Raw genomic sequence first — 23,773 nt, forward strand, 5'->3', positions numbered from 1 at the left:
GACCTACTCCGCCGCGGCCTTACCGTGTTGCCCGAACCGGTTCTCGATATAGTCGGCGACCATCTTCTCGAAGTCGGCGGCAATCGACGGCCCGCGCAGCGTCGCCGCCTTCTTGCCGTCGACGAACACCGGCGCCGTCGGCGTCTCACCCGTGCCGGGCAGCGAAATGCCGATATCGGCATGCTTGGATTCGCCGGGACCGTTGACGATGCAACCCATCACCGCGACCTTGAGGTTCTCGACGCCGGGATATTTCTCCCGCCACACCGGCATGTTCTTCCTGAGGTCCGCCTGGATATTCTGGGCGAGTTCCTGGAACACGGTCGAAGTGGTGCGGCCGCAACCGGGACAGGCGGCGACGATCGGCACGAATTGCCGGAAGCCCATGGTCTGCAGCAGTTCCTGCGACACCTGCACTTCGCGCGTGCGGTCGCCATTCGGTTCCGGCGTCAGCGAGATGCGGATGGTGTCGCCAATGCCTTGCTGCAAAAGGATGCCCATCGCCGCGGACGAGGCGACGATGCCTTTTGAGCCCATGCCGGCCTCGGTCAGGCCGAGATGCAGCGCGTGGTTGGAGCGGGTGGCAAGCTCGGTATAGACGGCGATCAGATCCTGTACGCCGCTGACCTTGGCCGACAGGATGATCTTGTCGCGGCCAAGGCCGATCTCCTCGGCCATTTCGGCCGAGAGAATGGCCGACTGCACAATCGCCTCGCGGGTGACTTCCTGCGCGGTCAGCGGAAAACCCTGGGCCTGGTTGTCGTCCATCAGCCGGGTCAGCAGCTCCTGGTCGAGCGAGCCCCAGTTGACGCCGATGCGCACCGGCTTGTCATATTTGATCGCCATCTCGACGATGTCAGTGAACTGCCGGTCCTTCTTGTCCTTGAAGCCGACATTGCCGGGATTGATGCGGTATTTGGCCAGCGCCTCGGCGCAGGCCGGATGGTCGGCAAGCAGCTTGTGGCCGATATAGTGGAAGTCGCCGACCAGCGGCACGTTGATGCCCAGCCGGACAAGCCGATCGCGGATGGCGGGCACCGCGGCAGCGCTCTCGTCGCGGTCGACGGTGATGCGCACGATCTCGGAGCCAGCGCGATGCAGCGCGGCAACCTGGGCGACCGTCTGGTCGACATCGGCGGTGTCGGTGTTGGTCATCGACTGTACGACGACAGGGGCGCTCCCACCGACGATCACGCCGCCGACATCGACGCCGACCGATGTACGGCGCGGAAAGGGAGAGGAAAAATATCCGGTCATGCCGGCTGCCTTTTATCTCTGGAGCGACGTGCGTCCACTTGGACGCACAAAGTACACTCCAACACTTTTAATCTGCGCATCGTGCTTTCCGAAAACCGGACCCGGTTTTCGGGCCGATGCGCTAAGGTCCGGGCATGAGGTGGAGGAGCAAAGATGGCTTGTCAATGGCGACAAGCAGGCAGACCTAGCAAATCCATAGCGGCAAGACGGCGGCGAACACCTTCGATGTCGCCAATGATCGGAGCCATGATGTGCGGAGTCTAAAACAGAACACCATTCCCGGCGGCATGGCTGCCACCGGAAACATGGTCGCGCCGAAGCGGCGCAGCTAGTCCTGGAAGTAGGTCAGTGCGTCGTCGGTTTCGCCTTCAGTTTTTCAATCTCGTCCTTGATTGCCAACTTGCGCCGCTTGAGATTCACGATTTCGAGGTCGTCGACTGATGGATGGTTCATCGCATCGTCGATTTCGCGCTCGATGTCGCCGTGTTTCCGCTGCAACTCATCAAGATGGGATGCAAGAGACATGATTGGTTCTCCCTTTCATGGTTTCCTCGATTGCAGCCGTCAAGGCGCGTTCCACCGCAGGCTCGCATCTGTGACGGCACCATGACACTCTGCCACCATCGGGCATGGATGTCGAATGCTGCGTGGTAGCATTCCACGACAATGTGAAATGTGGTAAGGGCTGCGCGCCGGTGGCAAAAGAAGCCGGTCCCGCCCAAATCAAGCCCATTTTGGGCGTTGCAGACGTGCAGACGGTAGATAATGTCCGAACAGGAACAGGCTGATATCCGCCTCGAATATTCACGGCTGAAGCAAGAGCACGCCGATTTCGACGCCGCCATCAATGCGATGATCGCCATGAACTGCGATCCGCTGCAGATTCAGCGCATGAAGAAGAAGAAGCTTTTCCTCAAGGACAGGCTGATGGCGCTGGAAGACCGGATCATTCCCGACATCATTGCCTGAGCGACCTCACTGTCGGCCTATCCCGGGATCGACAGCCTAGCCGCACGGCTCCGCAGCAAGGCAATGAGCTCGCCGGTCTTTGCTTCGGACGTGTCTATCGGCACCACCAGGCACATCGTCGCCTCGACCTTGCCGGGCGCCGAGAAGACCGGCGCGGCCAGGCATTTCGTGTAGGCATCAACCAGCCCTGACGTGATGCAATGGCCGGTCGCCTTGGCGGTAGCGATGTCGGCGATGAAATCGTCGAGCCGCAATCTGCGGCCGTCCGGCAGAACAAGATCGTCTTCGGACACCATGTCTTCGATCGCGGCCCTTTCGAAACCGGCTAGCAGCAGACGGCCGGAGGCGGTCCAGGGCAGCGGGATCTGCAAGCCGGTGGCCGAGCTGATGCGGAACGGCCTTGTCCCCGGACTGGAATGGACGATCGTATAGCGGCCGCTTTGCAGCATGCACAATTCAGAGGTCTCGCCGGTCTCGCGCGATAAATTGTCGACCTCCTGGCGGCCTCTCCTGAGCAGGTCGTTGCCGCGCACATAGTCCATTCCGTAGAGGTAGAGCTTCTTGCCGAAATAGACCCGATTGCCGTCACCAGCCATTTCCAGCAGGCCCGCATCCACGAGTTCGCGCACGAGCGTGTAGGTGGTCGAGCGGGGCGCATTCACACCCTTGGCGAGGTCGCCAATGCCGACCGCCCGCTGGGTCGTGTGCAGGAACTCCAGAATATGGAGCACCCGGTTAAGGCCCTTCTCGCGAGAGCCCGCAGTCCTGTCCTCGTCCGGACCAGTGTCCAGCCGAGCCGCCAAGGCATTGCCATCTTGCATTGTTGATTCCCGATGTTAGTATCTGTCTTGTACAGGATACATATGTCTTTTGTAAGAGACAAATTGCAACTGACGCATGTGTCGGCAAAGGGGAACACAACACGAAAAGGAGGTCGCCGTGAACGACACATCCAAGAGACGTGATTTTCTGAAACTGGGCATGGCCGGGCTGGCAACGGCCGGCGTGATGAGCGCGGCCGCAACGGTCGATGTCCAGAAGGCCGCGGCTCAGGCAGCCTCGGACAGCCTGCTGCGCACCGTTCTCGATCGCGGCAAGCTGATCGTCGGCACCGGCAGCACCAACGCGCCCTGGCACTTCGAAAACGATGCCGGCGAACTTGTCGGCATGGACATCACCATGGGGCGCATTCTTGCCAAGGGTCTCTTCGACGATCCGACCAAGGTGGAGTTCGTCATGCAGGATCCGGCACAGCGCATTCCCAACGTGACCACCAACAAGGTCGACATCACCATCCAGTTCATGACGATGACCGCCCAGCGCTCGCAGCTCATCAACTTCTCCAGACCTTACTATGTTGAAGGTGTGGCGTTGCTGACGCTGCCGACCGCCGAGAACAAGACCTTCGACAAGCTGCTTGCCGGTGGTTCGGCAACACGGATTTCCATCCTGCAAAATGTCGATGCCGAGGCAAATGTGCATATCGTCCTGCCGGAGTCGCAGGTGATGCAGATCGACACCCAGGCCAACGTGCTGCAGGCGCTGGAATCCAAGCGCGCCGACGCGGCCGCGGTCGATCTGTCGACGGTGCGCTGGCTCGCCTCGCGCAATCCGGACAAATATTTCGACGCCGGCAAGAGCTGGTTCTCGATGCTTTACGGTGCAGCGCTCAGGCAAGGCGATCCCGACTGGCTGGCTTTCGTCAACACAAGCTTCGCGACGGCAATGTTCGGTCATGAAACGGCGCTCTACGACGCGGCGTTCAAGGACTATTTCGGGTTGGAGCCGCCGGCTCGCCATCCCGGCTTCCCGGTCATCTGACAAAGCTGGCGGAAGGGCGGCAATCGGCGCTCTTCCGCCTCCTTCTGCTCGATGGCCCTTGGCAGTGAGGCGGACGCATGGGCTATGCCCTCAATTTCAACCTGATCTGGCGCCATTTCGACAAGCTCTGGGGTGGGCTGTTGCTCAGCCTCGAACTCGCCGTGATCTCGATTGCCATCGGCATCGTCATCGGGCTCCTCCTGGCGGTCTGGTACGTTTCGGCCGGGCGCATGGTGCGGGCCGGCATCGCCGCCTATGTCGAGTTCATCCGCAACGTGCCGCTCATCCTGCTTGTCTATCTGGTCTTCTACGGCCTGCCGACCGTGGTCGACATCGCCTATTCCGCGCAGACCTCGTTCATCGCCACGCTCTCGCTCTACAGCGGCGCCTATCTGGTCGAGGTGTTTCGCTCCGGGCTGGAAGCCGTCCCGCGCGGCCAGATCGACGCCGGTAAGGCGATCGGCCTGACTCCCTGGCAAAGGCTCATCCATGTGCGGCTGCCGACGATGCTGCGCATCACGCTGCCGGCGCTCTCCAATACTTTCATATCGCTGTTCAAGGACACGTCGGTCGCCTCGGTCATCTCGGTGCCCGAACTCACCTATGGCGCCCAGTGGATCAACTTCAACACGTTCCGAATCGTCGAGGTCTATCTCGTGGTGACGGCCATGTACCTGCTGACCGGCTATGCGCTTCTGTTCGCGCTTCGGCTTGTCGAGCGCCGGTTCAGGGCGGCGCGCTAGATGCTGGGCCAAATCCTCTACGCCTTGCCCTTCCTGGCCCAGGGTTTCGCCCTGACGCTCTGGGTGTCGCTGCTGGTCGTGGTGCTGTCGCTCATCGCCGGCGTGTTGATGGGCGTCGGCCTCGTTTACGGTCCGGTTCCGCTGCGCTGGGCGGTGCGCATTTTCAGCGACACCATCCGCGGCATTCCGATCCTGGTTCTCATCTTCTTCGTCTATTATGGCCTGCCTGCCGTCGGCGTCCATTTACAGTCCTTCTGGGCGGCCGTGCTGGCGCTCACTCTGTTCAAGACAGCGCAGGTCGTCGAGTATCTCAGGGGTGCTGTCGCCTCCATCCCGAAAGGGCAGTCCGAAGCGGCAATGGCGATCGGCCTGACCTTTCGCCAGCGCCTTGCCTATGTCATTTTTCCGCAGGCGTTCAGGCGCTTCCTGCCGCCATGGATCAATGGCGTCACCGATGCGGTGAAGGGCAGCGCGCTGGTCTCGCTGCTCGGCATCACCGACCTGATGCAGGCCATCAACCAGGTTATCGGCCGCACCTACGAGGCAATGCCACTCTACATCTTCGGCGCGCTCGTCTACTTCGCGGTCAACTACGCGCTTTCGCTCGCCAGCCGGCGGCTGGAGCGGCGTTTCTCCTTCATCCGGGAATAGCAATATGTCCGCAAACGCCAATGCCGCGCTGCTCGATGTACGCGATGTCTCCAAAGCCTTCGGCACCGTCGAGGTGCTGCGTGCCGTCAGCCTTGAGGTGAACCGCGGCGAGGTGGTGTCGGTCATCGGGCCGTCCGGCAGCGGCAAGACCACGCTGCTGCGCTGCGTCAATTTCCTCGAGAGCTATGACAGCGGCTCCATCCGCATCGACGGCAAGGAGGTTGGCTACCGCGAGGCTGGAACCCGCCAGCGCCGCAGCGAGCGCGATCTGGCGGCGATGCGCGCCGAGACCGGCATGGTTTTCCAGAGCTTCAACCTGTTCCCGCATCTGACGGCGGCAGGCAACATCATGCTTGGCCTGCGCAAGGTGCGTGGCAAGAGCGACGCCGAGGCCAGCCAGATCGCCGAGCACTGGCTTGGCCGGGTCGGCCTCGCCCACAAGGCCGACAGCCTGCCGGCCGAGCTTTCCGGCGGCCAGCAGCAGCGCGTCGGCATTGCCCGCGCCGTGGCGATGGAACCGAAGATCCTGCTTCTCGACGAGATAACCTCCGCGCTCGATCCCGAACTCGTCGGCGAGGTGCTCGCGGTCGTGCGCAGCCTGGCCGAGGACGGCATGACGATGCTGATGGTCACGCATGAGATGGCCTTTGCGCGCGACGCCTCGAGCCGCATCGTCTTCATGGCGGATGGCAGCGTCAGCGCTGCCGGGCCGCCTGCCGAGATCCTGGGGACGGAGATCAAGAACGAACGCCTTCGCAACTTCCTGGCGCGGTTCCGCGCCTCGCATTTCTGACACCGGGCAGCGAAAGCTGTCGCAAGGAGCTTTTTATGACGCCTTACATCCGGCTCGCCGAACTGGGCCTGACGCTGCCCGAGCCGCCGACACCCATCGCCAATTTCGTCACCCATGCCGAGAGCGGACGGCTGATCTTCCTCTCCGGCCAGGGGCCATTGCGCGCCGATGGCACGCTTTGCACCGGCAAGGTGGGTGACGACGTCACGGTGGAGGAGGCCTATGCGCATGCCCGTCTTACCGGCTTGAACCTGCTCGCCGTCATGCATGCAGCCGCCGGCGACCTCGGCCGCATCGTGCGCGTCGTCAAATTGCTTGGCTTCGTCAATGCGATCCCGACTTTCAGCGATCACCCGAAAGTGGTGAATGGCTGCTCCGATCTTTTCGCCAACGTCTTTGACAGCATCGGCGGGCATGCCCGTTCGGCGATCGGTGTCGGCTCATTGCCGGGCAATATCACAGTCGAAATCGAAGCGGTGGTCGAGATCGCGGCCTGACTTTTCACCCATGGATATGCAAACGATGAAAACCTATTCCGCAAACGGCTCCAACACGACAATCCGCGAACGCCTCGGCCTTCGCCCGATCATCAATGTGTCAGGCACGATGACGGCGCTCGGCGCCTCGATCATCGTTCCCGAAGCGATCAGCGCGATGGCCGAAATCGCCTCGCAATGGGTGGAGATGGACGATCTGCAACGCGCCGCCAGCACGGTCGTCGCGCGGCTCACCGGTGGCGAGGCCGGCTTCATCACCGCTTGCTGCGCCAGCGGCATCACCATGGCGATTGCCGGCGCCATGACTGGCACCAATCTGCTGGCGATCGAGCGGCTGCCGGACGACACGGAAGGCCTGAAGTCGGAAGTCATCGTCCAGCTCGGCCACATCGTCAATTACGGCGCGCCGATCGACCAGTCGATCCGGCTTGCCGGCGCCAGGACCATCCCGGCCGGCACGGTCAGTGTCACGCAGGACTACCATGTCGGCGACGCAATCCGGGACCGCACGGCCGCCGGCCTCTACGTCGTCGCCCATCACACCGTGCAATACGGCATGCTGTCGCTGGAGGAATTCTGCGAGATCTGCCACGCCAGGAACGTTCCGGTGATCGTCGACGCCGCCTCGGAATATGATCTGCGCGGTTTCCTCTCGCGCGGCGCCGATATCGTCATCTACAGCGGCCACAAATTCCTCTCGGGGCCGACCAGTGGCATCGTGACCGGGCGCAAGGATCTGGTACGCGCCGCCTATCTGCAGAACCGTGGCGTCGCGCGCGCCATGAAGGTCGGCAAGGAAAGCATCGCTGGCACCATGGCAGCACTCGAAGCCTGGGAAAAGCGCGACCATGCCGGCATCCGGCAGCGGGAGGAAGCGGCACTCAATCTGTGGAAGGTCGCCTTGCAAGGCATTGCCGGAATTGGCGCCGAGATCATCCCTGACCCGACCGCCAACCCGCTCGATCGCCTGCAGGTCTTCGTCCGGCCGGAAAGCCGCTTCAGCGCCGCAGGCCTCGCCTCAGCGCTGGCGGCGGGTCAGCCTCCGATCATCGTGCGCAACCACGAGGTGGAGCGCGGCCATTTCTTCCTCGATCCGTGCAACCTTCATCCGGGCGAGGCCGAGATCGTAGCCGAGCGCCTGCGGGCCGTGCTCAGCGCCGAGCGTCCCGCCGACGCCATGAAACAGCCGCGCAAAGTGTCGTCCGGCGCCCTGCGCTGGCCGGATTAGAGCTGGTCTACTGGCTCGGCTGTTGACGTAACTACCCGCGCGAACGCTGGATGGTAGCCGCAATCCTTGCGGCTCCCCCCGAATTCCGTTAATGCGCGCCTTTGTCGCCGGGGAGCAGAAGCTTGAACGATCAACGCGCCGACGTCGCCATCATCATGGGCAGCCAATCCGATTGGGCGACGATGCGCCACGCCGCCGAAACGCTGGAGGTGCTCGGCATCCCGCACAAGCGGCTGATCGTCTCGGCGCATCGCACTCCCGACCGGCTCTATGATTTCGCCAGGGGCGCCAAGGCGGCCGGTTTTCGGGTGATCATTGCCGGCGCCGGCGGCGCCGCACACCTGCCCGGCATGACAGCGGCGATGACGCCGCTCCCCGTTTTTGGCGTGCCGGTGGAATCGAAGGCGCTGTCCGGACAGGACTCGCTGCTTTCCATCGTGCAGATGCCGGCCGGTATCCCGGTTGGCACGCTGGCCATCGGCAAGGCGGGTGCCACCAACGCCGCGCTTCTGGCCGCTGCCGTGCTGGCACTGAATGACGAGGAACTCGCTGCCCGGCTGGATAGCTGGCGCGCCGCCCAGACCGCCAAGGTCGCGGCAGAGCCCACGGACGCGCCGTGAGCCTGCCCGCGGGATCGACCATCGGCATCATCGGCGGCGGCCAGCTCGGCCGCATGCTGGCAATGGCAGCAGCCCGCCTCGGCTACCGCACGGTGGTGCTGGAGCCGCAAGCGGATTGCCCGGCGGCCCAACTCGCCAACCGGCAGATCGTTGCCGCCTATGACGATACGGCGGCACTTGCCGAACTGGCGGCGGCCAGCGCCGTGGTTACCTATGAATTCGAGAACGTGCCGGTCGTGGCCGCCAACGCACTTGCCGCCACGGTCCCGGTCTATCCACCCGCACGCGCCCTGGAAGTGGCGCAGGACCGGGTGGCCGAAAAGAAATTCCTCAACGGCATCGGCATACAAACGGCCGATTTCTGTCCCGTCGATACGGACGAAGAACTGACGGCGGCGCTGAAAAAGTTTGAGGGCAGCGGCATATTGAAGACGCGGCGCATGGGCTATGACGGCAAGGGTCAGCGCGTCTTCCGCAACATGGAAACGGGCGGCTTCGCCGGCACCTGCGAGGCGATGGGCAATGTGCCGCTGATCCTGGAATCCTTCGTCGCCTTCGAGCGCGAGATTTCTGTGATCGCCGCGCGCGGGCTTGACGGTTCGCTCGCCGCCTACGATCCGGCCGAGAACGTCCACCGCGACGGCATCCTGCATACGTCCACCCTGCCGGCCGCGATCACGTCCGAAACGGCGGCGGCGGCGCAGGCGGCGGCGGCAAGGATACTCGCGGCGTTGGACTATGTCGGCGTCATCGGCATCGAGTTCTTTGTCCTTGCCGACGGTTCACTGCTGGCCAACGAGATCGCGCCGCGCGTCCACAATTCCGGCCATTGGACGGAAGCCGCCTGCATCGTCTCGCAATTCGAGCAGCATATTCGCGCCGTCGCCGGCCTGCCGCTTGGAAAACCTGGCCGCCATTTCGACTGCGTCATGGAGAATTTAATCGGCGATGATGTCTTGCGCGTTCCGGCCCTGCTCGCCGAGCCCGATCTGATGCTGCATCTCTACGGCAAGGCCGAGGCGCGGCCGGGCCGCAAGATGGGCCATTTCACACGGATCAGCCGTCGCGGCTGAGGGCCGCCTTACTGTAGGTCATCGCCCTCGTCCTCGTCAGGGCTGGCGCAGCTCACATCGCCCTCCTCGCAGTTCGCGACGGCGGTGAGCTGCTTGATACGGTCATTGGTCAACCGCGTCAGGCATTCCAAAACCTCCAGCGGATGGATGGAACCGCCTTCGCTGTCGGCTGTGGAATAGTCGCACTCTGCGTCGCGAAAGCTGATCCAGGCGCGCTGCGCGGCCTGCAGCAATTTGTTGGTCTTGGCGTCATTTCCACCGACAAGATCCTGGTAAGCCGTGTTGAGCTTCGCGTCGGCGGCCTTGTAGTCCTCACCAGCGCAGATGTTCATCATCTGCTGGCTGTCGTCGTTACGGTCGCATTCTTGCGCCCGGGCGGCGGACCCTGCCGCCAGGACGACAAGACAGGCAGACAGACAGATTCGGCGCATGGGCGTCTCCAGATCATCTTGGCGCGACGGCACCATTCCAGCCATGCCCGGGCCGCGCAATGCCACAAGGCGCAGATGGCAAAGATTTGATGGCACGAGCCATTCGCATGCCCTATGAAGCATGCTTGCGGTTGACATGGGCAAGGCTCCTCGTTTATGAGCCACGCACAAGTTGAAAGGCGCGTCTTCTGGCGCGCCTTAATAATTCGGCCCGGGAACCGGGCCTACACCAACGGGCAAGACCATGAAGATCAAGAATTCGCTCAAGGCGCTGAAGGCGCGTCATCGCGACAACCAGCTGGTTCGTCGCAAAGGCCGCATTTACATCATCAACAAGACCGCTCCGCGCTACAAAGCGCGTCAGGGCTGAGTTTTAGACCGGAGGCTGTTTGCCTCCGCCCGCATGATGTTTATTGCCGGCTCGCCGGCTCTTTCACGCAATATTCAGTTTGACGATCCGCCGTCCGGGGTTAGATTCCGGCGATGCGGATTCTTTTTGCATTTCTCACGACCCTTTTCCTTTCCGGCGTTGTCTTGCCGGCCGCTATTTTGACGGCCACTATTTTGCCAGCATGGGCGGACGACCCGGCTACGTCTCCGGTCGTCGCCACGAAGGAAGCCCGGCTCGACCAGCTGTTTGTCGACCTGAAGCGCGAGCGCAACGAAAAGGCCGCCGAGCGCATCGCCGGCCGCATCTGGAGCGAATGGTTCCAATCCGGCAGCGCCTCCATCGACCTGATGATGCAATGGTCGCAAAAAGCGATGGAAAACCAGAAGTTCGACGTGGCGCTCGATTTCCTCGATCAGGTGGTGACCCTGCAGCCGAACTATGCCGAAGGCTGGAACCGGCGCGCCACCGTGCATTTCATGATGAAGAATTTTGGGAAATCGATGTCGGACATCGACCATACGCTGCGGCTCGAGCCACGCCATTTCGGCGCGCTTTCCGGCCTGGCGCAGATCATGGCCGCGACCGGCCACAAGCAGTCGGCGCTGGAAGCCTGGCAGCGCGTGCTCACCATCTATCCGATGATGCGCAGCGCCCAGGATCAGGTCGGCACGCTTTCGGAAGAACTTGCCGGCGAAGGCATCTGATGCCTTCCGGTTCTCCAAGCCGGGGTATGCTGAGATTCAGGTCAGGCCGAGTCGAAAATGGCGGTTTCCGAGAACCGGAGCGGAGCGTACTTTTGGGTACGTGAGCGCAGGAAACCGCCATTTGCAGGCCGGCCTCACCTGAATGTCAGCATGCCTCTGAACTAATTCCGCTCCGCTCCGTACCTGCCCCCATGAACCTGATGTATGCCACTCTCGCCTTCCTCATGGCGCTTGTGTTCACCCTGGCCGGTGTCACTCGCGCCGGTTCATGGCTGATCGAGCGCCGCAATCCGCCGATCGGCGATTTCGCCGATATAGACGGCGCCCGCATCCATTATGTCCATGTTCCAGCACCCGCCAACGCCAAGCTGCCACCGGTGGTCTTCATTCATGGCGCCAGCGCCAATCTCAGGGATCAGATGCTGCCGCTGAGGCCATTGCTTGAAGGCCGGGCTGAGATGCTGTTCCTCGACCGTCCGGGTTTCGGCTGGTCGGGGCGGGGTCCCGGCAATAACGAGGCCCCGTCGGCACAGGCCAACACCATCGCAGCGCTGATGAACCATCTCGGCATGAAGAAAGCCGTGATCGTCGGCCACTCTTTCGGTGGCGCCGTGACGACCGCCTTTGGCCGCGAGCATCCGGACAAGACGCTCGGCCTGGTCTTCCTCTCGCCCGCTACCCATCCCTGGCCGGGTGGCGCGACCGCCTGGTATTACAATTTGACGGCCATTCCGGTGATTGGCTGGCTGTTCTCGGAGACGCTGAGCTATCCGGCGGGAACGCTGCGGATGGACGACTCCACGGCTTGCGTCTTCGCGCCCAACAAGGTGCCGGACAACTATGTCGCCGCGACGTCGATCCCGCTGGTGCTGCGGCCGAGCGCCTTCCGCGCCAATGCCGTAGATGTCGCGGGGCTCTATCGCTACGTGCTCGGCGCCGCGCCGCACTACCGCGACATCAAGGCGCCGACGGTGGTCATCTCGGGCGACCGCGACAAGGTGGTCTACGCATCAATTCATTCGGTCGGCCTTGAGCGCGACATCCAAGGCGCCGAACTGGTCTGGGTGCACAATCTCGGCCACAAGCCAGACTGGATCGCACCCGATCTCGTCATCGGCGCGATCGAAAAGGTCGCGGGCAAGGACGTGGATCTGCCGGCAATGGCAAAGACCGTGGAAACGCGGATCGCCAACGACACTTTCGGCGCCGGCAAATGCGCCGACCTCAAGGTGCCGGAGGCCGAACTCGCGCCGATTTGAGTGGCCCCGCTGAGATCATTCGAAGCGGCGGCGAAGCTGCTCCAGGCTTAGCTGCGCTCCCGCATCATTGTCTTCCGCCCGCAGGCCCGACGGCAGGTTTTCAAACAGAAGCGTAACTTCCGTCCCGCCGGGCATGTCTTCGAATGTCACCGTCATCGTCATCTCGCCGAGCAAGGCCGGATCGCTGGTCACGAAGCTGACGGCTTCGACGATCCTGCGCGGAGGCGTCAATTCCACGAAACGCACTTTGACCATGTCCTCCTTGTCCGTGGTCTTGCCACGGGAACCGTGCTCATCCGGCGGATAGAATAACGACATCCGATAGCCGCCGCCGATCCGCGCGTCGAATTCGTGGATGACGCCTGTCATCTCCGCGGGCGGCAGCCAGGCGGCAAGCGCGTCCGGATCGATGAAGGCCGCGCAGAGGTCTTCAGGGCGGGCTTTGATGACCCTCGACGTGCGGGTCCAGACGCCTGCATGGTCTTTGCTCATGTGACCTCCGATGATCGCTACGGAGAATAGGGTCTCTTGAGCAGCCTAGCGGCTCGCCTGCACGTCCGACCCGATATAGGCGATGCGCAGCATGTTGGTGGAGCCTGGCGTCCGCAGCGGCACGCCAGCCGTGATGATCACCCGGTCGCCCGGCTTGCCGAACCCTTCGTCCAGAGCGATACGGCAGGCGCGGTCGACCATGTCATCAAGGTCGATGGCATCGGGCGAGACAACGCAATGCGTGCCCCACAACAGCGATAGCCGCCGCGCCGTATTGACGATCGGCGACAGTGCTACGATCGGCACCTGCGGCCGCTCGCGCGCGGCACGCAGGCCGGTGGTGCCGGACGCCGTATAGGTGATGATCGCCGACAGTTTCAGCGTCTCGGCGATTTCGCGGGCAGCGAGCGAAATGGCATCGGCGCCGGTCGCTTCCGGTTCCGAGCGCTGTGCGTTGATGATGCCGGCATAGGTCGGATCGGTTTCGACCTTGGTGGCGATCCGGTCCATCATTGCCACCGCCTCGACCGGATAGGCGCCGGCGGCGGATTCGGCCGACAGCATGATGGCGTCGGCGCCTTCGAACACGGCGATCGAGACGTCGGACACTTCGGCGCGGGTCGGCACCGGTGCGGTGATCATCGATTCCAGCATCTGCGTGGCGACCACTACCGGCTTGCCGGCGCGGCGCGCGGCACGCGTGATCTGCTTCTGGATACCGGGCACCGCCTCGAGCGGCATCTCGACGCCGAGATCGCCGCGGGCGACCATCAGCGCATCCGAAAGGTCGATGATCTCGGCCAGCCGGGCGACGGCTTGCGGCTTTTCGATCTTGGCCATGATCAGCGCCCGGCCACGCGCGATCTTGCGCGCTTCCGCCAGGTCCTCCGGCCGCTGCACGAACGACAACGCGATCCAATCGACGCCGGTGGCCAGCACGGCATCGAGGTCCTTGCGGTCCTTTTCGGTCAGCGCCCCGACCGGCAGGTCGGTGTCGGGCAGGCTGACGCCCTTCTTGTCGGAAATGGTGGTGCCGGCGACGACGGTGCAGACGATCGCCTTGCCATTGCTCTTCACTGCCTTCAGCTCGAGCTTGCCATCGTCGATCAAAAGACGGTGACCGGCCTCGACCGAGCTCAGGATTTCGGGATGCGGCAGATAGACCCTTGTCGAGGTACCGGGCTCGGGATTGTCGTCGAGCGTGAAGGTCTGGCCGGGCTTCAGTACCTCCTTGCCATTGGCGAATTTGCCGACGCGCAGTTTTGGCCCTTGCAGGTCGGCGAGAATGCCGATCGGCCGGCCGACCACTTCCTCGACGGCGCGGATGCGGCCGACAAGTGTTCGCATCAAATCATGATCTGTGTGGCTCATATTGATGCGGAACACGTCGGCGCCGGCTTCGAAGAGTTTCCTCAGCATCTCCTCGGAGGATGAGGCCGGACCGATGGTGGCGAGGATCTTGACCTTGCGGCTACGTCTCATTGACTGTTTGTTCCCGGGGCGGCTGGAGCGCCATCCGTTGCGGACTCATCGGTAAGCTGGACCATCCAGCTTGCCTGTTCGCCCGTGTCATATTCCTGAAATCCGGCGCGCTGGAAGCCCCGGGCGACACAATCGGTGACGCCGGCGATCTTGAACTCTTTTTCGGCCACGCACATGTTGATCGGGCCATCCCAGCGTCCGCCGCGCTCGGCGTCTTCTGCATAAAGATAGTAAAACCTTGATGACAGCGGCCCTTCGATCAGCGTCTTGCAGCTCGATCCTTCAATGTGCCACCAGCCCTCGGTGATCCAGCCGGCCTTGGCGCGGTAGCCGATGCCGACACCGACCAGGTTCTGCGTGGCGTTGCAGACGCGGAAATCGGCGCGTGCCGGCGAGGCCGTAACCAGCGCGGACAGTCCGATAGCAAGGCTCAGGAGCGGCATGGCGAAGGCGTAGCGCACGCGCGGCCTGCCGGCGGAACCCATCCTGAAACCCCTCAAGAACCACATTTGCATCTCTCAACGCCCCTTTTCGGAAAAGTCCGGGCGCATGTCAACGCGCCGTTTTGCCCAATTCCAATCGATTTAGAAACGCCTTGGCGCATCGCCCGCCGCCTTCTGCCAGATTTCCGCAGAAACCTTGGCCAAACAACGGCATTGCGCAAGCGTCGGCTTCGTGGAATGACGATACCACCCTCCCCGAAAGCCAGCGAACAGACCATTTCCCGCTAATGACCCGATCCACAGTTTTCGCGCCTTTCGATATCGTCGAAGGCGACCGCAAGCGAGGCATCGTGCTGCTGGCCGACCATGCCCGCCGCGACCTGCCGCAAGAATATGGCAGCCTTGGCCTGCCCTCAGCGGAGTTCGACCGCCACATCGCCTATGACATCGGCGTCGAGACGGTGACGCGCGAACTGGCGGCCCTGCTCGGCGCACCAGCGGTGCTCGCCAATTTTTCGCGGCTGCTGATCGATCCCAATCGAGGCGAGGACGACCCGACCCTGATCCGCCAGCTCTATGACGGCACCGTCGTGCCGGGAAATTATCCTATAGCCTGGGAAGAACGCGAAAGGCGGCTCGACCGCTTCTACCGTCCCTATCACGACGCTGTCGGCGCCATGATCGCCTCGGTGGCGCAGGCTTCCACACATCCGCCTTTCATCTTCTCGGTGCATTCCTTCACCCCGGCCATGCAGGGCGTTGTGCGCCCATGGCATGTCGGCATCCTATGGGATCGCGACGACCGGGTGGCACGGCCGCTGATCGACATGCTGGCGGCGGACAAGAGCCTCGTCGTTGGCGACAACGAGCCCTATGACGGCGCCTTGCGCGGCGACACCATGTTCAGGCATGCCATCGTCAACGGCTTTGCCCATGCGCTGATCGAGATCCGCCAGGATCTGATCGCCGATAGCAAGGGCGCGCTGGCCTGGGCCGAACGGCTGGCACCGATCGTTGACGCGATCGACCGCCGTCCCGATATACATCAGGTGAAAATGTTCGGCTCGCGCACCGGGCCGCTGTAAGGAGGCCGAGACAAATGACCGAACTCAGCGACGAGCAAAGACGTGATTTCGAGGCCGCCGCCTTCCGCCGGCTGGTCGCGCATCTGCGCGAACGCGGCGATGTCCAGAACATCGATCTGATGAACCTCGCCGGCTTCTGCCGCAACTGCCTGTCCAACTGGTATCGCGAGGCAGCCGAGGCCGAAGGCCTCGACCTCAGCAAGGACCAGTCGCGCGAGATCATCTACGGCATGCCCTATGCCGAATGGCAGGCGCTCAACCAGCTTGACGCCTCCGACGCCAAGAAGGCGGAATTCGAGGCAAGACGCCCCAGGGATCACTAGGATCGCCTGAAAGACCGAGTTCGACTCGAACTGGTCTTTACCGCAAAGCGAAAGGAACGCGGCGAAGGGGGAGAGAGCATCATGTCAACGGGCACGACAGTCGAGGACGTCACGCGCGAACTCGCCGCCCTCGAAGACCCGAAGATGCGCGAGGCCAATGAACGCCGTGGCGACGATCACGGCGTGAACCTCACCCATCTTCGCGTCCTCGCCAAGCGATTGAAGACCCAGCATGAACTCGCGGTTCAGCTCTGGGCCAGAGGCGACACCGCCGCGCGCCTGCTCGCCACATTGCTGTGCAGGCCGAAGGCCTTTTCCGCAGCCGAGCTCGACGTGATGATCCGCGACATCCGCTCTCCCAAGCTCCTCGACTGGTTCATCGTCAACGTTGTCAAGCCCGGCCGCCACGCCGAGGAACTTCGGCTGGCCTGGAAGGACGGCGACGACCTTGTCGGTCGCGCCGGCTGGAGCCTGACGACCGACAGGGTCGTCAGGAACGCTGGGGGACTCGACCTCGATGCCCTGCTCGACCAGATCGAGAAGGAGATGAAAGAGGCGCCTGCCCACAAGCAATGGGCCATGAACCATTGTCTCGCCGAGATCGGCATCCATCATCCGAAACTTCGGATGCGGGCCATCGGGATTGGCGAGCGGCTCGCCGTCCTCATCGACTACCCTGCATCGCCTGGCTGCACGCCACCCTACGCCCCGGTCTGGATCGCCGAGATGGTTCGCCGGCGCGGGCAAGTTCATGATTAGGCAAGTCCATGATAGTGCCTCATGGTGCGACCTGGCCCAAGCTCCTGTTGGCCGGTAGCGCTTGACTGCAAATTGAATCGATCTAATTTGCCACGCGAGGCCATTTCAGACCGGATTCTACGCGATGGACGCGCAAAACGTCATGCAGACCGCCATTCGCGGGCGATGGGCCGTGGCGGCCATCTTCCTCGCCAACGGCTTCCTGACCGGAAGCTGGGCGCCGCAGATCCCGGTGTTCCTGACCCGGCTCGACATCTCGAAATTCACACTCGGTCTGCTGATCCTTCTGTTCGGCGCCGGCGCCGTCACGGCAATGACCTGGTGCGGCCACCTGATCTCCAGGCACGGTTCGCGCACCGTGCTGCGCTGGTTTGGCCTTTGCGGCAGCTTCGGCCTGCTCGCGGTGGCGCTCGCTCCCAATGTGCCGCTGGCGGCGATCGCCATGCTCGTCTTCGGCGGCTCAATCGGCGGCATGGACGTCGCCATGAACGCCAATGCAGTGGTGGTGGAGCGACGACTGTCCCGCGCCATCATGTCGTCATCGCACGGCTTCTGGAGCCTTGGCGGTTTTGCCGGCGGCGCTCTCGGTGGTTTCGCCATCCAGAACTATGGTCATCTCGCCCATGCCACGGTTGTGACGGCTCTGGCCTTTGCTGTGGTCGCCGCGGCGGTCCGCTACCTGATCGCCGAGGGTAAACCGTCGCGGGGATCGGCCCCCGGGCATCGCAAATTCACGCTGCCAGGCAATCCGCTGGTCTATCTGGTCGGGCTGATGGCGCTGCTGACGATGATCTCCGAAGGCGCGGTGCTGGACTGGGCGGCGCTGTATCTGCAGCAGGAGCTCGGCGCCGACCTTGCCATCGCAGGCCTGGCTTACGCCGCCTTTTCCGGCATCATGGCCGTCATGCGTTTCTTCGGCGACGGCGTGCGCAACCGCTTCGGTGCGGTGACGACGCTGCGCATCTCGGCCCTTGCCGCCGCCGCAGGCATGCTGGTGGCCGGGCTGGCGCCCTCGCCCTTCATCGCCATCGCGGCTTTTGCCTTTTGCGGCCTCGGCATCGCCAATATGGTGCCGATCCTGTTTTCGGCCGGCGGCAACCAGGAAGGCATGTCATCGGGCACAGGCATGAGCGTTGTCACCACAATGGGTTACTCAGGCATTCTGGTGGCACCCTCGGCGATCGGCTTCGTCGCCGAGCATTCGAGCTTCGGCCCGATCTTCGTCGCGCTGTCGGGGCTGCTGGTGATCGTGCTTCTGATGGCCGGGCTTGCTCACCGCGCCGAATTCGCTCCGGAGCCGGCACCGGCCGAATAGCGCTTGAGTTCCTCATAGAGGAAATCCGCCACCCGGCGGATGCGCACGCTGGTGCGCACGTCGCGATGCATGGCCAGCCACACCGGCAGGGTCGGTAGAGCGAGGCCTGGCAGCACTGTCTCGACCAGCGGATCGCGATCGGCCAACGGCTGCTGGCCGAAGCCGATGCCGTTTCCCGCCCGCACCGCCTCCCACAGCACGATCTGGTTGTCGGTCCTGAAGCGGAAGGCATTGCGGGTGAGCGGAACGCCGAGCTGTGCAAAGCCGCGGATGATGTCGTCGCCGCGGTCGAAGCCAATCAGATCGTGGCCGGCAAGATCGCCGGCTTCGCGCGGTCGGCCGCGCCGCTCGAGATAGGATTTGGCCGCGCAAGCGCAGAGCGGAATGTCGGTGACCTTGCGCGCCACCAATTCGTTCTGCGCCGGCTTGACCATGCGGATGGCGATGTCGGCGTCACGGCGCAGGAGATTCTCGACCTGGTTCGACGCCACGATCTCGACCTCGATGCCGGGTTCCTCCATTCCGAGCCGCGCCGTCATCTCTGGCAGGACATAGGCCGCCACCACTTCGCTGGCGGCGATGCGCACGGTGCCCTCGATCGCCTCGACCGACCCCAGCGCCAGCAGAGAAAAGGCGCTCGCCTGCTCGCTCACCGCCCGGCCGCGTTCATAAAGCGTGCTGCCGGCTTCGGTCAGCGCATAGCCGCGCCGCCCACGCCTGAACAGCGTGACGCCAAGCGCCTGTTCCAGTTCAGCGATATGGCGGCCGAGCGTCGGCTGGCTCGATGCCAGTTTTCGCGCGGCGGCCGACAGGCTGCCGGTTTCCGCCACGGTGACGAAACTTTTGATCAGGTTCCAGTCGATTTCTGCCATTCATATCTGAATATCAGATCGCCAACTTCAGTCAATTTTCATTCATCTGCAAAGGCATCACATTGGGGCCCTAAACGCAAACAACGGAGACGAACAATGACCAAGATCGCAATTCTGGGCGCCAATGGCCGGCTCGGCCGGGTGGTCGCCAAGGCCTTCATCGACGCTGGCTACGAGGTCCGCGCCGTCACCCGCAGCGGCAAGGTGCCGGCCGAACTCGAGGGCGCCACTTCCGTCGCTGGCGACGGGCTCGACCGCGAAGCGCTGATCCGCGCCACGGAAGGCGTCGACATCATCTTCAATGGCCTCAACCCTATCTACACCGACTGGGGCAAGTGCCTGCCGATGGCAGAGAACGTCATGGCCGCCTGCCAGGCGAACGGTGCCGTGCACCTGGCTCCGGGCAATGTCTACAATTACGGGTCGCCGATCCCGGCGGTGATCGGCGAAGACACGCCATTCCATCCGACCACCGAAAAGGGCCGCATCCGCGTTGCCATGGAAGACCTCTTTCGCCGCGAGGCCGACGCCGGCCGGGTGCGCACCATTCTTCTGCGGGCCGGCGATTTCTTCGGCGGCACCGGCACTGGATCGTGGTTCGACCTGATCGTCGCCGCCAAGATGAACAAGGGCGTCTACACCGCTCCCGGGCCGGTCGACCTCGTACATGAATGGGCCTACCTGCCGGACCTGGCCCAGGCTTTCGTCGGGCTGGCACAGAATCTCGGCAAGCTTGGCTCCTACGAAGCGCTGAACTTTCCCGGCCATGCCGTCACCGATCTGGAGATCAAGGCGGCATCGGAAAAAGCGTTGGGGCGCACTTTGAAACTGACTTCGATGCCCTGGTGGGTGCTGCGCGCCGGCAGCCCGTTCGTGGCCATGTGGCGTGAGATCGTCTCGATGTCCTATCTGCGCTTCGAACCGCACCGCCTTGTTTCCACCCGGCTCGAAGGCATCATCGGCAGGGTCCCGCACACGCCGCTGGACAAGGCCGTCGCCGAAGCCCTTTTCGATATCGGTATCTTGCCGGTAGCGGACACAGGCGAGCAAAAGGCCGCCTGATAGATGACGAAGGCAGCGGACCTCCAATGCGGCGCTCGCTGCCTTGCCGCCTGAGCTTCAGCTCAGATCCTGCCCATCAGCAGCAATATCAGGAGCACCACCAGAATAACGCCGACGATGCCGGAAGGCCCATAGCCCCAGGCACGCGAATGCGGCCATGCGGGTACTGCGCCGATCAGGATGAGGATTAGAATGATGATGAGAATGGTGCTGATCGGCATGAGAAAACCCTCGCCTTGAGATGCAGATGTGACGAGACAATGCAAAAAGCCGCCTGGTTGTTCCCGGGCGGCTTTTTTATGTGACTAATCAAGCGTGAGCTTATTCGGCCGCTTTCGGGAAGGCGATTGCCGGCTCGGAGTCCGAATCTTGTCCGGGTGCTGCTTCGGTCGAAACTTCGCCCTTGCCGCGTCGGAACAGCCGGCTGAACCAGCCGCGCCGTGCACCAGGCTTGACCTTGGCGCGGGTGAACACCATCAGCATCGACGGCGTCACCACCAGCGTCAGCACGGTGGCGAAGGACAGGCCGAAGACGATCGCCGAGGACAGAGAAATCCACCATTGCGTCGACGGCGCGTTGATCGTCGTCTCGTGGTGGAAGATTTCAAGGCCGAGGCCGAAGGCGATCGGCAGCACGCCGAGGATCGCCGAAACCGCCGTCAGCACCACCGGGCGGGCGCGTTCGCGGCAGGTTTGCAGAACCGCCTCGACCTTATCCCAGCCTTCCTCGCGCAGCCGGTCATAAGTGTCGATCAGCACGATGTTGTTGTTCACCACCACGCCGGCCAGCGCGATGACACCGATGCCCGACATGACGATGCCGAACGCTTCTCCTGTCAAAAGCAGGCCCAGGAACACGCCGATAGTCGCCATGACCACGCAGGACAGCACCAGCCAGACGCTGGTGAACTTGTTGAACTGCGCCAGAAGCACCAGGAAGATCAGGAAGATCGCGGCGCCGAAGGCCTTGCTGAGGAAGGCACTGGCCTCGGCGCTGTCCTCGTTCGAGCCGGCGAGCTTCCAGCGTATGCCGCTGCCCAGATCCATATCGGTGACAGCCTGGGTGACCTGTTGCTGGACATTCGCGACCTGAGCGCCTGCGGCGACATTGGCCTGGACGACAACCGTGCGCGCGCCGTCGATGCGGTTGAGGATGCCGACGGTCGGCTCGGGCTTGCGCACGACGAAATTCGAGATCGGCACCGACCCTTGCGAGGTCTGCACCCTGAGTTCATCGAGCGTCGACAGCGTGCGCCGGTCCTCGGGCAGGCGCAGCCTGATGTCGACGGCGTCGTCCGCTCCGGCGGGCCGGTATTCTGAGAGCTTCAGCCCGTTCGTCACCAGCTGCACCACTGTTCCGACCGAGGTCGGGCTGATGCCGTATTGCGCCGCCTTGGCGCGATCGACCTCGAGTGCCCAGTCGACACCAGGCGGCGGCAGGCCGTCGGAAATATCGATGACACCGGGCACCTTGGCAATGCTCGCGGCAACCGCACGGGCCTTGTCGTCGAGCCCTTTCGGGTCGACGGCCGAGAGCCTGATCTGGATTGGCTTGCCGGTCGGCGGACCGGCTTCGGGCACGCGGACCTCGACATCGACGCCGGGAATGCCGGCCATCACGCCGCGCAACTCGTCGAGGATCTGGTTCGCGGATTTGCGCTCGCGCCAGTCGACGAACTCGTACTGGATCACGCCGACCACGTCTTCAGGGATGTCCTGGCCGCCGCCTTGCGTCTTGCCGACACGGGTATAGACCGATTTCACGCCCGGCCAGCCGAGCAGCCGGTCTTCCGCAGTCTTTGTCGCGACATCCATTTCGGCGAGCGAGAGATTGCCGCGGGCATGCACATAGAGCAGGCCGTAGTCAGGCTCGACATTCGGGAAGAACTCGACGCCGGCGCCATATTTCGAATAGGCGAAGCCGACGCCAAACAAAAGCGCGACGGTGAGCACAAGCACGGTGATGGGAAAGCGCACCGCCTGCTTGACCACCGCCATGTACCAGCCATCGCGATTGTCGTCCTCGTGATGCGGCGGCGCCTTGGCGAACAGGGCGCCCAGCGTCGGCGCGAAAACCAGCGCGTAGAGCATCGACGCCGACAGCGTGACGATCAGCGTGATCGGCATGTATTTCATGAAGTCGCCGATGATGCCCGGCCAGAACAGCAGCGGCGAAAAGGCGGCGATGCGCGTCATCGTCGCCGCGATGACCGGACCGGCCATCCGCTTGGCGGCAAGCGCGAAGGCTTCTTCCTTCGGCATGCCTTCGCTCATCCGCCGCTCGGCGAATTCGGTGACAATGATGGCGTCGTCGACCAGCATGCCGACCGCCAGGATGAGGCTGAACAGCACGATCATGTTGATCGTGTAGCCCATCATCGCCAGCAGCAGGATGCCGATCAGGAAGGATGATGGGATGGCCAGCCCGATCAGCAGCGACGCGCGGCCAGACAACGCATAGAGAATGACGATGAACACCAGGATCACGGCGATCATGACATGGTTCTGCAGATCGCCGAGCAGTTGGTTGACGAAGACCGACTTGTCCTGCGTGTAGGTGACGTGCATGCCTTCCGGCATGGTCTTGACGAAGGCGTCGGACACGGCGGTGACTTGGGCGATCGTGTCGATCAAATTGGCGCCGATGCGCTTCTTGACTTCGATGGCGATGGCAGGCTTGCCGTTAAGACGAGTGATCGTCTCGGCGTCGGCGAAGGTCGAGCGGATGGTGGCAATGTCCTTGGCCTGCACCACGGCATTGGGCGTGGCGACGACCGGAAGTGCTGCCACATCCTCGGGCGTCTCGATCAGCGACGGCACTTTGACCGCGTATTTGCCCTCGGAGCCTTCGATGTTACCGGCGGCGACGAGACTGTTTGAGGCGCCGACAGCGCCGATCAACTGGTCGAGCTGCAGTCCGTAGGAAGACAGTTTCATCGGATCGATGACCACTTCGACGAGGTCGTCGCGCGAACCCTGCAGCGCACCTTCCAGAACGCCGGGCACCTCCTCGATACGGTCGCGCAGTTCGCGCGCCGCCGCCGTCAGCACGCGTTCGGGCAATTCTCCCGACAGCGTCACGACAAGAACGGGAAATTCGGAGATGTTGACTTCGGTGACCACAGGCTCCTCGGCTGCCTGCGGCAGGTCGGCCTTGCCGTCCTGCACCTTGCTGCGCGTATCCTGCAGCGCCGTCGCCAGATCCGTCTGCGGCTGGAACTCGACCAGCACATAGCCGCCGCCCTGGAAGGCGGCCGAGCGCATCTCCTTGAGACCCTTGAGACTTTTCAGCTTGGCTTCCATCGGCCGCAGCAGCAGGCGCTCCGAATCCTCGGGCGAGATGCCCTGATAGATCAGGCTGACATACATCATCGGAATCGGAACGTCGGGTTCCGCTTCCTTCGGCGTCGACTGATAGGCGACCCAGCCGGCAAGCAGAAGGAAGACCAGTACCGAAATGGTCAGGCGGGCATTGTTGATTGCGAGCTTGACGATATCCATGA

27 protein-coding genes are annotated in these 23,773 nt (G+C 63.1%); 17 read left to right on the plus strand and 10 right to left on the minus strand.

Annotation, left to right across the window (positions count from 1 at the left end):
• Positions 1 to 3: 3 nt before the first annotated feature.
• Both ispG and OHD62_RS14475 read right to left on the minus strand, forming a co-directional pair.
• Positions 4 to 1,257, minus strand: coding sequence for a flavodoxin-dependent (E)-4-hydroxy-3-methylbut-2-enyl-diphosphate synthase (ispG, locus tag OHD62_RS14470; RefSeq protein WP_263783466.1), 1,254 nt, complete (start codon positions 1,255 to 1,257; stop codon positions 4 to 6).
• 345 nt (positions 1,258 to 1,602) lie between these two features.
• The gene (locus OHD62_RS14475; RefSeq protein WP_006327870.1) at positions 1,603 to 1,782 is read right to left on the minus strand and encodes a YdcH family protein; all 180 of its coding nucleotides are present in this window, start codon (positions 1,780 to 1,782) and stop codon (positions 1,603 to 1,605) included.
• A 240-nt stretch (positions 1,783 to 2,022) separates the two neighbouring features.
• On the opposite strand from OHD62_RS14475, the gene OHD62_RS14480 reads away from it, so the two are divergent.
• Entirely contained in the window at positions 2,023 to 2,226 is a 204-nt protein-coding gene (locus OHD62_RS14480) for a YdcH family protein (protein WP_077380473.1), read from the plus strand.
• Between the two features lie 17 nt (positions 2,227 to 2,243).
• Here the strand turns inward: OHD62_RS14480 and OHD62_RS14485 are convergent, their stop codons facing one another.
• The gene (locus tag OHD62_RS14485) at positions 2,244 to 3,047 is read right to left on the minus strand and encodes an IclR family transcriptional regulator (protein WP_263783469.1); all 804 of its coding nucleotides are present in this window, start codon (positions 3,045 to 3,047) and stop codon (positions 2,244 to 2,246) included.
• A 118-nt stretch (positions 3,048 to 3,165) separates the two neighbouring features.
• Here OHD62_RS14485 and OHD62_RS14490 point away from each other — a divergent pair, with 118 nt between their 5' ends.
• The 8 genes from OHD62_RS14490 to OHD62_RS14525 all read left to right on the plus strand — a co-directional run bounded on the left by OHD62_RS14490 (position 3,166) and on the right by OHD62_RS14525 (position 9,652).
• Positions 3,166 to 4,047, plus strand: coding sequence for a transporter substrate-binding domain-containing protein (locus OHD62_RS14490; RefSeq protein ID WP_412177374.1), 882 nt, complete (start codon positions 3,166 to 3,168; stop codon positions 4,045 to 4,047).
• Positions 4,048 to 4,124: 77 nt separating this feature from the next.
• On the plus strand, positions 4,125 to 4,790 hold the full coding sequence (locus tag OHD62_RS14495; protein WP_263783470.1) for an amino acid ABC transporter permease: 666 nt from the start codon (positions 4,125 to 4,127) through the stop codon (positions 4,788 to 4,790).
• On the plus strand, positions 4,791 to 5,441 hold the full coding sequence (locus OHD62_RS14500; protein ID WP_263783471.1) for an amino acid ABC transporter permease: 651 nt from the start codon (positions 4,791 to 4,793) through the stop codon (positions 5,439 to 5,441). It begins immediately after the preceding gene.
• A 4-nt stretch (positions 5,442 to 5,445) separates the two neighbouring features.
• Complete coding sequence (locus tag OHD62_RS14505) at positions 5,446 to 6,234, plus strand: amino acid ABC transporter ATP-binding protein (RefSeq protein WP_263783472.1); 789 nt, start codon at positions 5,446 to 5,448, stop codon at positions 6,232 to 6,234.
• A gap of 35 nt (positions 6,235 to 6,269) precedes the next feature.
• Positions 6,270 to 6,731 (plus strand): RidA family protein, encoded by a 462-nt coding sequence (locus OHD62_RS14510; RefSeq protein ID WP_263783473.1) that lies wholly within the window; start codon positions 6,270 to 6,272, stop codon positions 6,729 to 6,731.
• Positions 6,732 to 6,756: 25 nt separating this feature from the next.
• Positions 6,757 to 7,959, plus strand: a complete 1,203-nt coding sequence (locus OHD62_RS14515; protein WP_263783474.1) for an aminotransferase class V-fold PLP-dependent enzyme — start codon at positions 6,757 to 6,759, stop codon at positions 7,957 to 7,959.
• A 122-nt stretch (positions 7,960 to 8,081) separates the two neighbouring features.
• Positions 8,082 to 8,579 carry a 5-(carboxyamino)imidazole ribonucleotide mutase gene (gene purE, locus OHD62_RS14520; protein WP_263783476.1) on the plus strand — a complete coding sequence of 166 codons (498 nt, stop codon included), beginning with the start codon at positions 8,082 to 8,084 and terminating at the stop codon, positions 8,577 to 8,579.
• Entirely contained in the window at positions 8,576 to 9,652 is a 1,077-nt protein-coding gene (locus OHD62_RS14525) for a 5-(carboxyamino)imidazole ribonucleotide synthase (protein ID WP_263783477.1), read from the plus strand. Before purE ends, OHD62_RS14525 begins: the two co-directional genes overlap by 4 nt.
• 8 nt (positions 9,653 to 9,660) lie before the next feature.
• On the opposite strand, the gene OHD62_RS14530 is transcribed toward OHD62_RS14525, so the two are convergent.
• Positions 9,661 to 10,083, minus strand: a complete 423-nt coding sequence (locus OHD62_RS14530) for a lysozyme inhibitor LprI family protein (protein WP_263783886.1) — start codon at positions 10,081 to 10,083, stop codon at positions 9,661 to 9,663.
• A 244-nt stretch (positions 10,084 to 10,327) separates the two neighbouring features.
• Between OHD62_RS14530 and ykgO the strand changes: the two genes are divergently transcribed.
• The 3 genes from ykgO to OHD62_RS14545 all read left to right on the plus strand — a co-directional run bounded on the left by ykgO (position 10,328) and on the right by OHD62_RS14545 (position 12,437).
• Positions 10,328 to 10,453, plus strand: a complete 126-nt coding sequence (gene ykgO, locus OHD62_RS14535) for a type B 50S ribosomal protein L36 (RefSeq protein WP_006203764.1) — start codon at positions 10,328 to 10,330, stop codon at positions 10,451 to 10,453.
• Between the two features lie 113 nt (positions 10,454 to 10,566).
• A complete protein-coding gene (locus tag OHD62_RS14540; RefSeq protein WP_263783478.1) occupies positions 10,567 to 11,178 on the plus strand; it encodes a tetratricopeptide repeat protein in 612 nt (203 codons plus the stop codon).
• A gap of 191 nt (positions 11,179 to 11,369) precedes the next feature.
• Positions 11,370 to 12,437, plus strand: a complete 1,068-nt coding sequence (locus tag OHD62_RS14545) for an alpha/beta hydrolase (protein WP_318528599.1) — start codon at positions 11,370 to 11,372, stop codon at positions 12,435 to 12,437.
• A 15-nt stretch (positions 12,438 to 12,452) separates the two neighbouring features.
• On the opposite strand, the gene OHD62_RS14550 is transcribed toward OHD62_RS14545, so the two are convergent.
• From OHD62_RS14550 to OHD62_RS14560, 3 genes are read right to left on the minus strand one after another with little or no spacing between them, the layout of a single operon-like run.
• The gene (locus OHD62_RS14550; protein ID WP_263783480.1) at positions 12,453 to 12,929 is read right to left on the minus strand and encodes an SRPBCC domain-containing protein; all 477 of its coding nucleotides are present in this window, start codon (positions 12,927 to 12,929) and stop codon (positions 12,453 to 12,455) included.
• A gap of 45 nt (positions 12,930 to 12,974) precedes the next feature.
• Positions 12,975 to 14,411 carry a pyruvate kinase gene (pyk, locus tag OHD62_RS14555; protein ID WP_263783481.1) on the minus strand — a complete coding sequence of 479 codons (1,437 nt, stop codon included), beginning with the start codon at positions 14,409 to 14,411 and terminating at the stop codon, positions 12,975 to 12,977.
• Positions 14,408 to 14,854 carry a DUF1036 domain-containing protein gene (locus OHD62_RS14560; RefSeq protein ID WP_263783887.1) on the minus strand — a complete coding sequence of 149 codons (447 nt, stop codon included), beginning with the start codon at positions 14,852 to 14,854 and terminating at the stop codon, positions 14,408 to 14,410. The genes pyk and OHD62_RS14560 overlap by 4 nt, the downstream gene beginning before the upstream one ends.
• 287 nt (positions 14,855 to 15,141) lie before the next feature.
• On the opposite strand from OHD62_RS14560, the gene OHD62_RS14565 reads away from it, so the two are divergent.
• The 4 genes from OHD62_RS14565 to OHD62_RS14580 all read left to right on the plus strand — a co-directional run bounded on the left by OHD62_RS14565 (position 15,142) and on the right by OHD62_RS14580 (position 18,336).
• Positions 15,142 to 15,939, plus strand: a complete 798-nt coding sequence (locus OHD62_RS14565) for an N-formylglutamate amidohydrolase (RefSeq protein WP_263783482.1) — start codon at positions 15,142 to 15,144, stop codon at positions 15,937 to 15,939.
• Between the two features lie 14 nt (positions 15,940 to 15,953).
• The gene (locus tag OHD62_RS14570) at positions 15,954 to 16,262 is read left to right on the plus strand and encodes a DUF1244 domain-containing protein (RefSeq protein ID WP_263783483.1); all 309 of its coding nucleotides are present in this window, start codon (positions 15,954 to 15,956) and stop codon (positions 16,260 to 16,262) included.
• Positions 16,263 to 16,343: 81 nt separating this feature from the next.
• Positions 16,344 to 17,021 (plus strand): DNA alkylation repair protein, encoded by a 678-nt coding sequence (locus OHD62_RS14575; protein ID WP_263783484.1) that lies wholly within the window; start codon positions 16,344 to 16,346, stop codon positions 17,019 to 17,021.
• A gap of 124 nt (positions 17,022 to 17,145) precedes the next feature.
• Positions 17,146 to 18,336 (plus strand): MFS transporter, encoded by a 1,191-nt coding sequence (locus OHD62_RS14580; protein WP_263783485.1) that lies wholly within the window; start codon positions 17,146 to 17,148, stop codon positions 18,334 to 18,336.
• Here OHD62_RS14580 and OHD62_RS14585 read toward each other — a convergent pair.
• Positions 18,294 to 19,208 (minus strand): LysR family transcriptional regulator, encoded by a 915-nt coding sequence (locus OHD62_RS14585; RefSeq protein WP_263783486.1) that lies wholly within the window; start codon positions 19,206 to 19,208, stop codon positions 18,294 to 18,296. The two genes, OHD62_RS14580 and OHD62_RS14585, sit on opposite strands and share 43 nt — an antisense overlap.
• A gap of 96 nt (positions 19,209 to 19,304) precedes the next feature.
• Here OHD62_RS14585 and OHD62_RS14590 point away from each other — a divergent pair, with 96 nt between their 5' ends.
• Positions 19,305 to 20,270 carry an SDR family oxidoreductase gene (locus OHD62_RS14590; RefSeq protein ID WP_263783487.1) on the plus strand — a complete coding sequence of 322 codons (966 nt, stop codon included), beginning with the start codon at positions 19,305 to 19,307 and terminating at the stop codon, positions 20,268 to 20,270.
• Between the two features lie 62 nt (positions 20,271 to 20,332).
• Here the strand turns inward: OHD62_RS14590 and OHD62_RS14595 are convergent, their stop codons facing one another.
• Both OHD62_RS14595 and OHD62_RS14600 read right to left on the minus strand, forming a co-directional pair.
• The gene (locus OHD62_RS14595; RefSeq protein WP_263783488.1) at positions 20,333 to 20,491 is read right to left on the minus strand and encodes a DUF3309 domain-containing protein; all 159 of its coding nucleotides are present in this window, start codon (positions 20,489 to 20,491) and stop codon (positions 20,333 to 20,335) included.
• Positions 20,492 to 20,591: 100 nt separating this feature from the next.
• On the minus strand, positions 20,592 to 23,771 hold the full coding sequence (locus OHD62_RS14600) for an efflux RND transporter permease subunit (protein WP_263783489.1): 3,180 nt from the start codon (positions 23,769 to 23,771) through the stop codon (positions 20,592 to 20,594).
• Between the last annotated feature and the right edge of the window lie 2 nt (positions 23,772 to 23,773).

It is taken from the genome of Mesorhizobium sp. YC-39 (assembly GCF_025753795.1).
Classification (GTDB): domain Bacteria; phylum Pseudomonadota; class Alphaproteobacteria; order Rhizobiales; family Rhizobiaceae; genus Mesorhizobium.

Excerpts from the sequence above, each read along its gene's own strand:
- OHD62_RS14505 (WP_263783472.1), top strand. The coding sequence starts at position 5,446 with ATGTCCGCAAACGCCAATGCCGCGCTGCTCGATGTACGCGATGTCTCC.
- pyk (WP_263783481.1), bottom strand. The coding sequence starts at position 14,411 with ATGAGACGTAGCCGCAAGGTCAAGATCCTCGCCACCATCGGTCCGGCC.
- OHD62_RS14600 (WP_263783489.1), bottom strand. The coding sequence starts at position 23,771 with ATGGATATCGTCAAGCTCGCAATCAACAATGCCCGCCTGACCATTTCG.
- OHD62_RS14515 (WP_263783474.1), top strand. The coding sequence starts at position 6,757 with ATGAAAACCTATTCCGCAAACGGCTCCAACACGACAATCCGCGAACGC.
- OHD62_RS14530 (WP_263783886.1), bottom strand. The coding sequence starts at position 10,083 with ATGCGCCGAATCTGTCTGTCTGCCTGTCTTGTCGTCCTGGCGGCAGGG.
- OHD62_RS14495 (WP_263783470.1), top strand. The coding sequence starts at position 4,125 with ATGGGCTATGCCCTCAATTTCAACCTGATCTGGCGCCATTTCGACAAG.
- ispG (WP_263783466.1), bottom strand. The coding sequence starts at position 1,257 with ATGACCGGATATTTTTCCTCTCCCTTTCCGCGCCGTACATCGGTCGGC.
- OHD62_RS14565 (WP_263783482.1), top strand. The coding sequence starts at position 15,142 with ATGACCCGATCCACAGTTTTCGCGCCTTTCGATATCGTCGAAGGCGAC.
- OHD62_RS14575 (WP_263783484.1), top strand. The coding sequence starts at position 16,344 with ATGTCAACGGGCACGACAGTCGAGGACGTCACGCGCGAACTCGCCGCC.
- OHD62_RS14570 (WP_263783483.1), top strand. The coding sequence starts at position 15,954 with ATGACCGAACTCAGCGACGAGCAAAGACGTGATTTCGAGGCCGCCGCC.
- OHD62_RS14550 (WP_263783480.1), bottom strand. The coding sequence starts at position 12,929 with ATGAGCAAAGACCATGCAGGCGTCTGGACCCGCACGTCGAGGGTCATC.
- OHD62_RS14510 (WP_263783473.1), top strand. The coding sequence starts at position 6,270 with ATGACGCCTTACATCCGGCTCGCCGAACTGGGCCTGACGCTGCCCGAG.
- OHD62_RS14545 (WP_318528599.1), top strand. The coding sequence starts at position 11,370 with ATGAACCTGATGTATGCCACTCTCGCCTTCCTCATGGCGCTTGTGTTC.
- OHD62_RS14595 (WP_263783488.1), bottom strand. The coding sequence starts at position 20,491 with ATGCCGATCAGCACCATTCTCATCATCATTCTAATCCTCATCCTGATC.
- OHD62_RS14580 (WP_263783485.1), top strand. The coding sequence starts at position 17,146 with ATGGACGCGCAAAACGTCATGCAGACCGCCATTCGCGGGCGATGGGCC.
- OHD62_RS14480 (WP_077380473.1), top strand. The coding sequence starts at position 2,023 with ATGTCCGAACAGGAACAGGCTGATATCCGCCTCGAATATTCACGGCTG.
- OHD62_RS14590 (WP_263783487.1), top strand. The coding sequence starts at position 19,305 with ATGACCAAGATCGCAATTCTGGGCGCCAATGGCCGGCTCGGCCGGGTG.
- OHD62_RS14540 (WP_263783478.1), top strand. The coding sequence starts at position 10,567 with ATGCGGATTCTTTTTGCATTTCTCACGACCCTTTTCCTTTCCGGCGTT.
- OHD62_RS14500 (WP_263783471.1), top strand. The coding sequence starts at position 4,791 with ATGCTGGGCCAAATCCTCTACGCCTTGCCCTTCCTGGCCCAGGGTTTC.
- ykgO (WP_006203764.1), top strand. The coding sequence starts at position 10,328 with ATGAAGATCAAGAATTCGCTCAAGGCGCTGAAGGCGCGTCATCGCGAC.
- OHD62_RS14585 (WP_263783486.1), bottom strand. The coding sequence starts at position 19,208 with ATGGCAGAAATCGACTGGAACCTGATCAAAAGTTTCGTCACCGTGGCG.
- OHD62_RS14475 (WP_006327870.1), bottom strand. The coding sequence starts at position 1,782 with ATGTCTCTTGCATCCCATCTTGATGAGTTGCAGCGGAAACACGGCGAC.
- OHD62_RS14560 (WP_263783887.1), bottom strand. The coding sequence starts at position 14,854 with ATGCCGCTCCTGAGCCTTGCTATCGGACTGTCCGCGCTGGTTACGGCC.
- OHD62_RS14485 (WP_263783469.1), bottom strand. The coding sequence starts at position 3,047 with ATGCAAGATGGCAATGCCTTGGCGGCTCGGCTGGACACTGGTCCGGAC.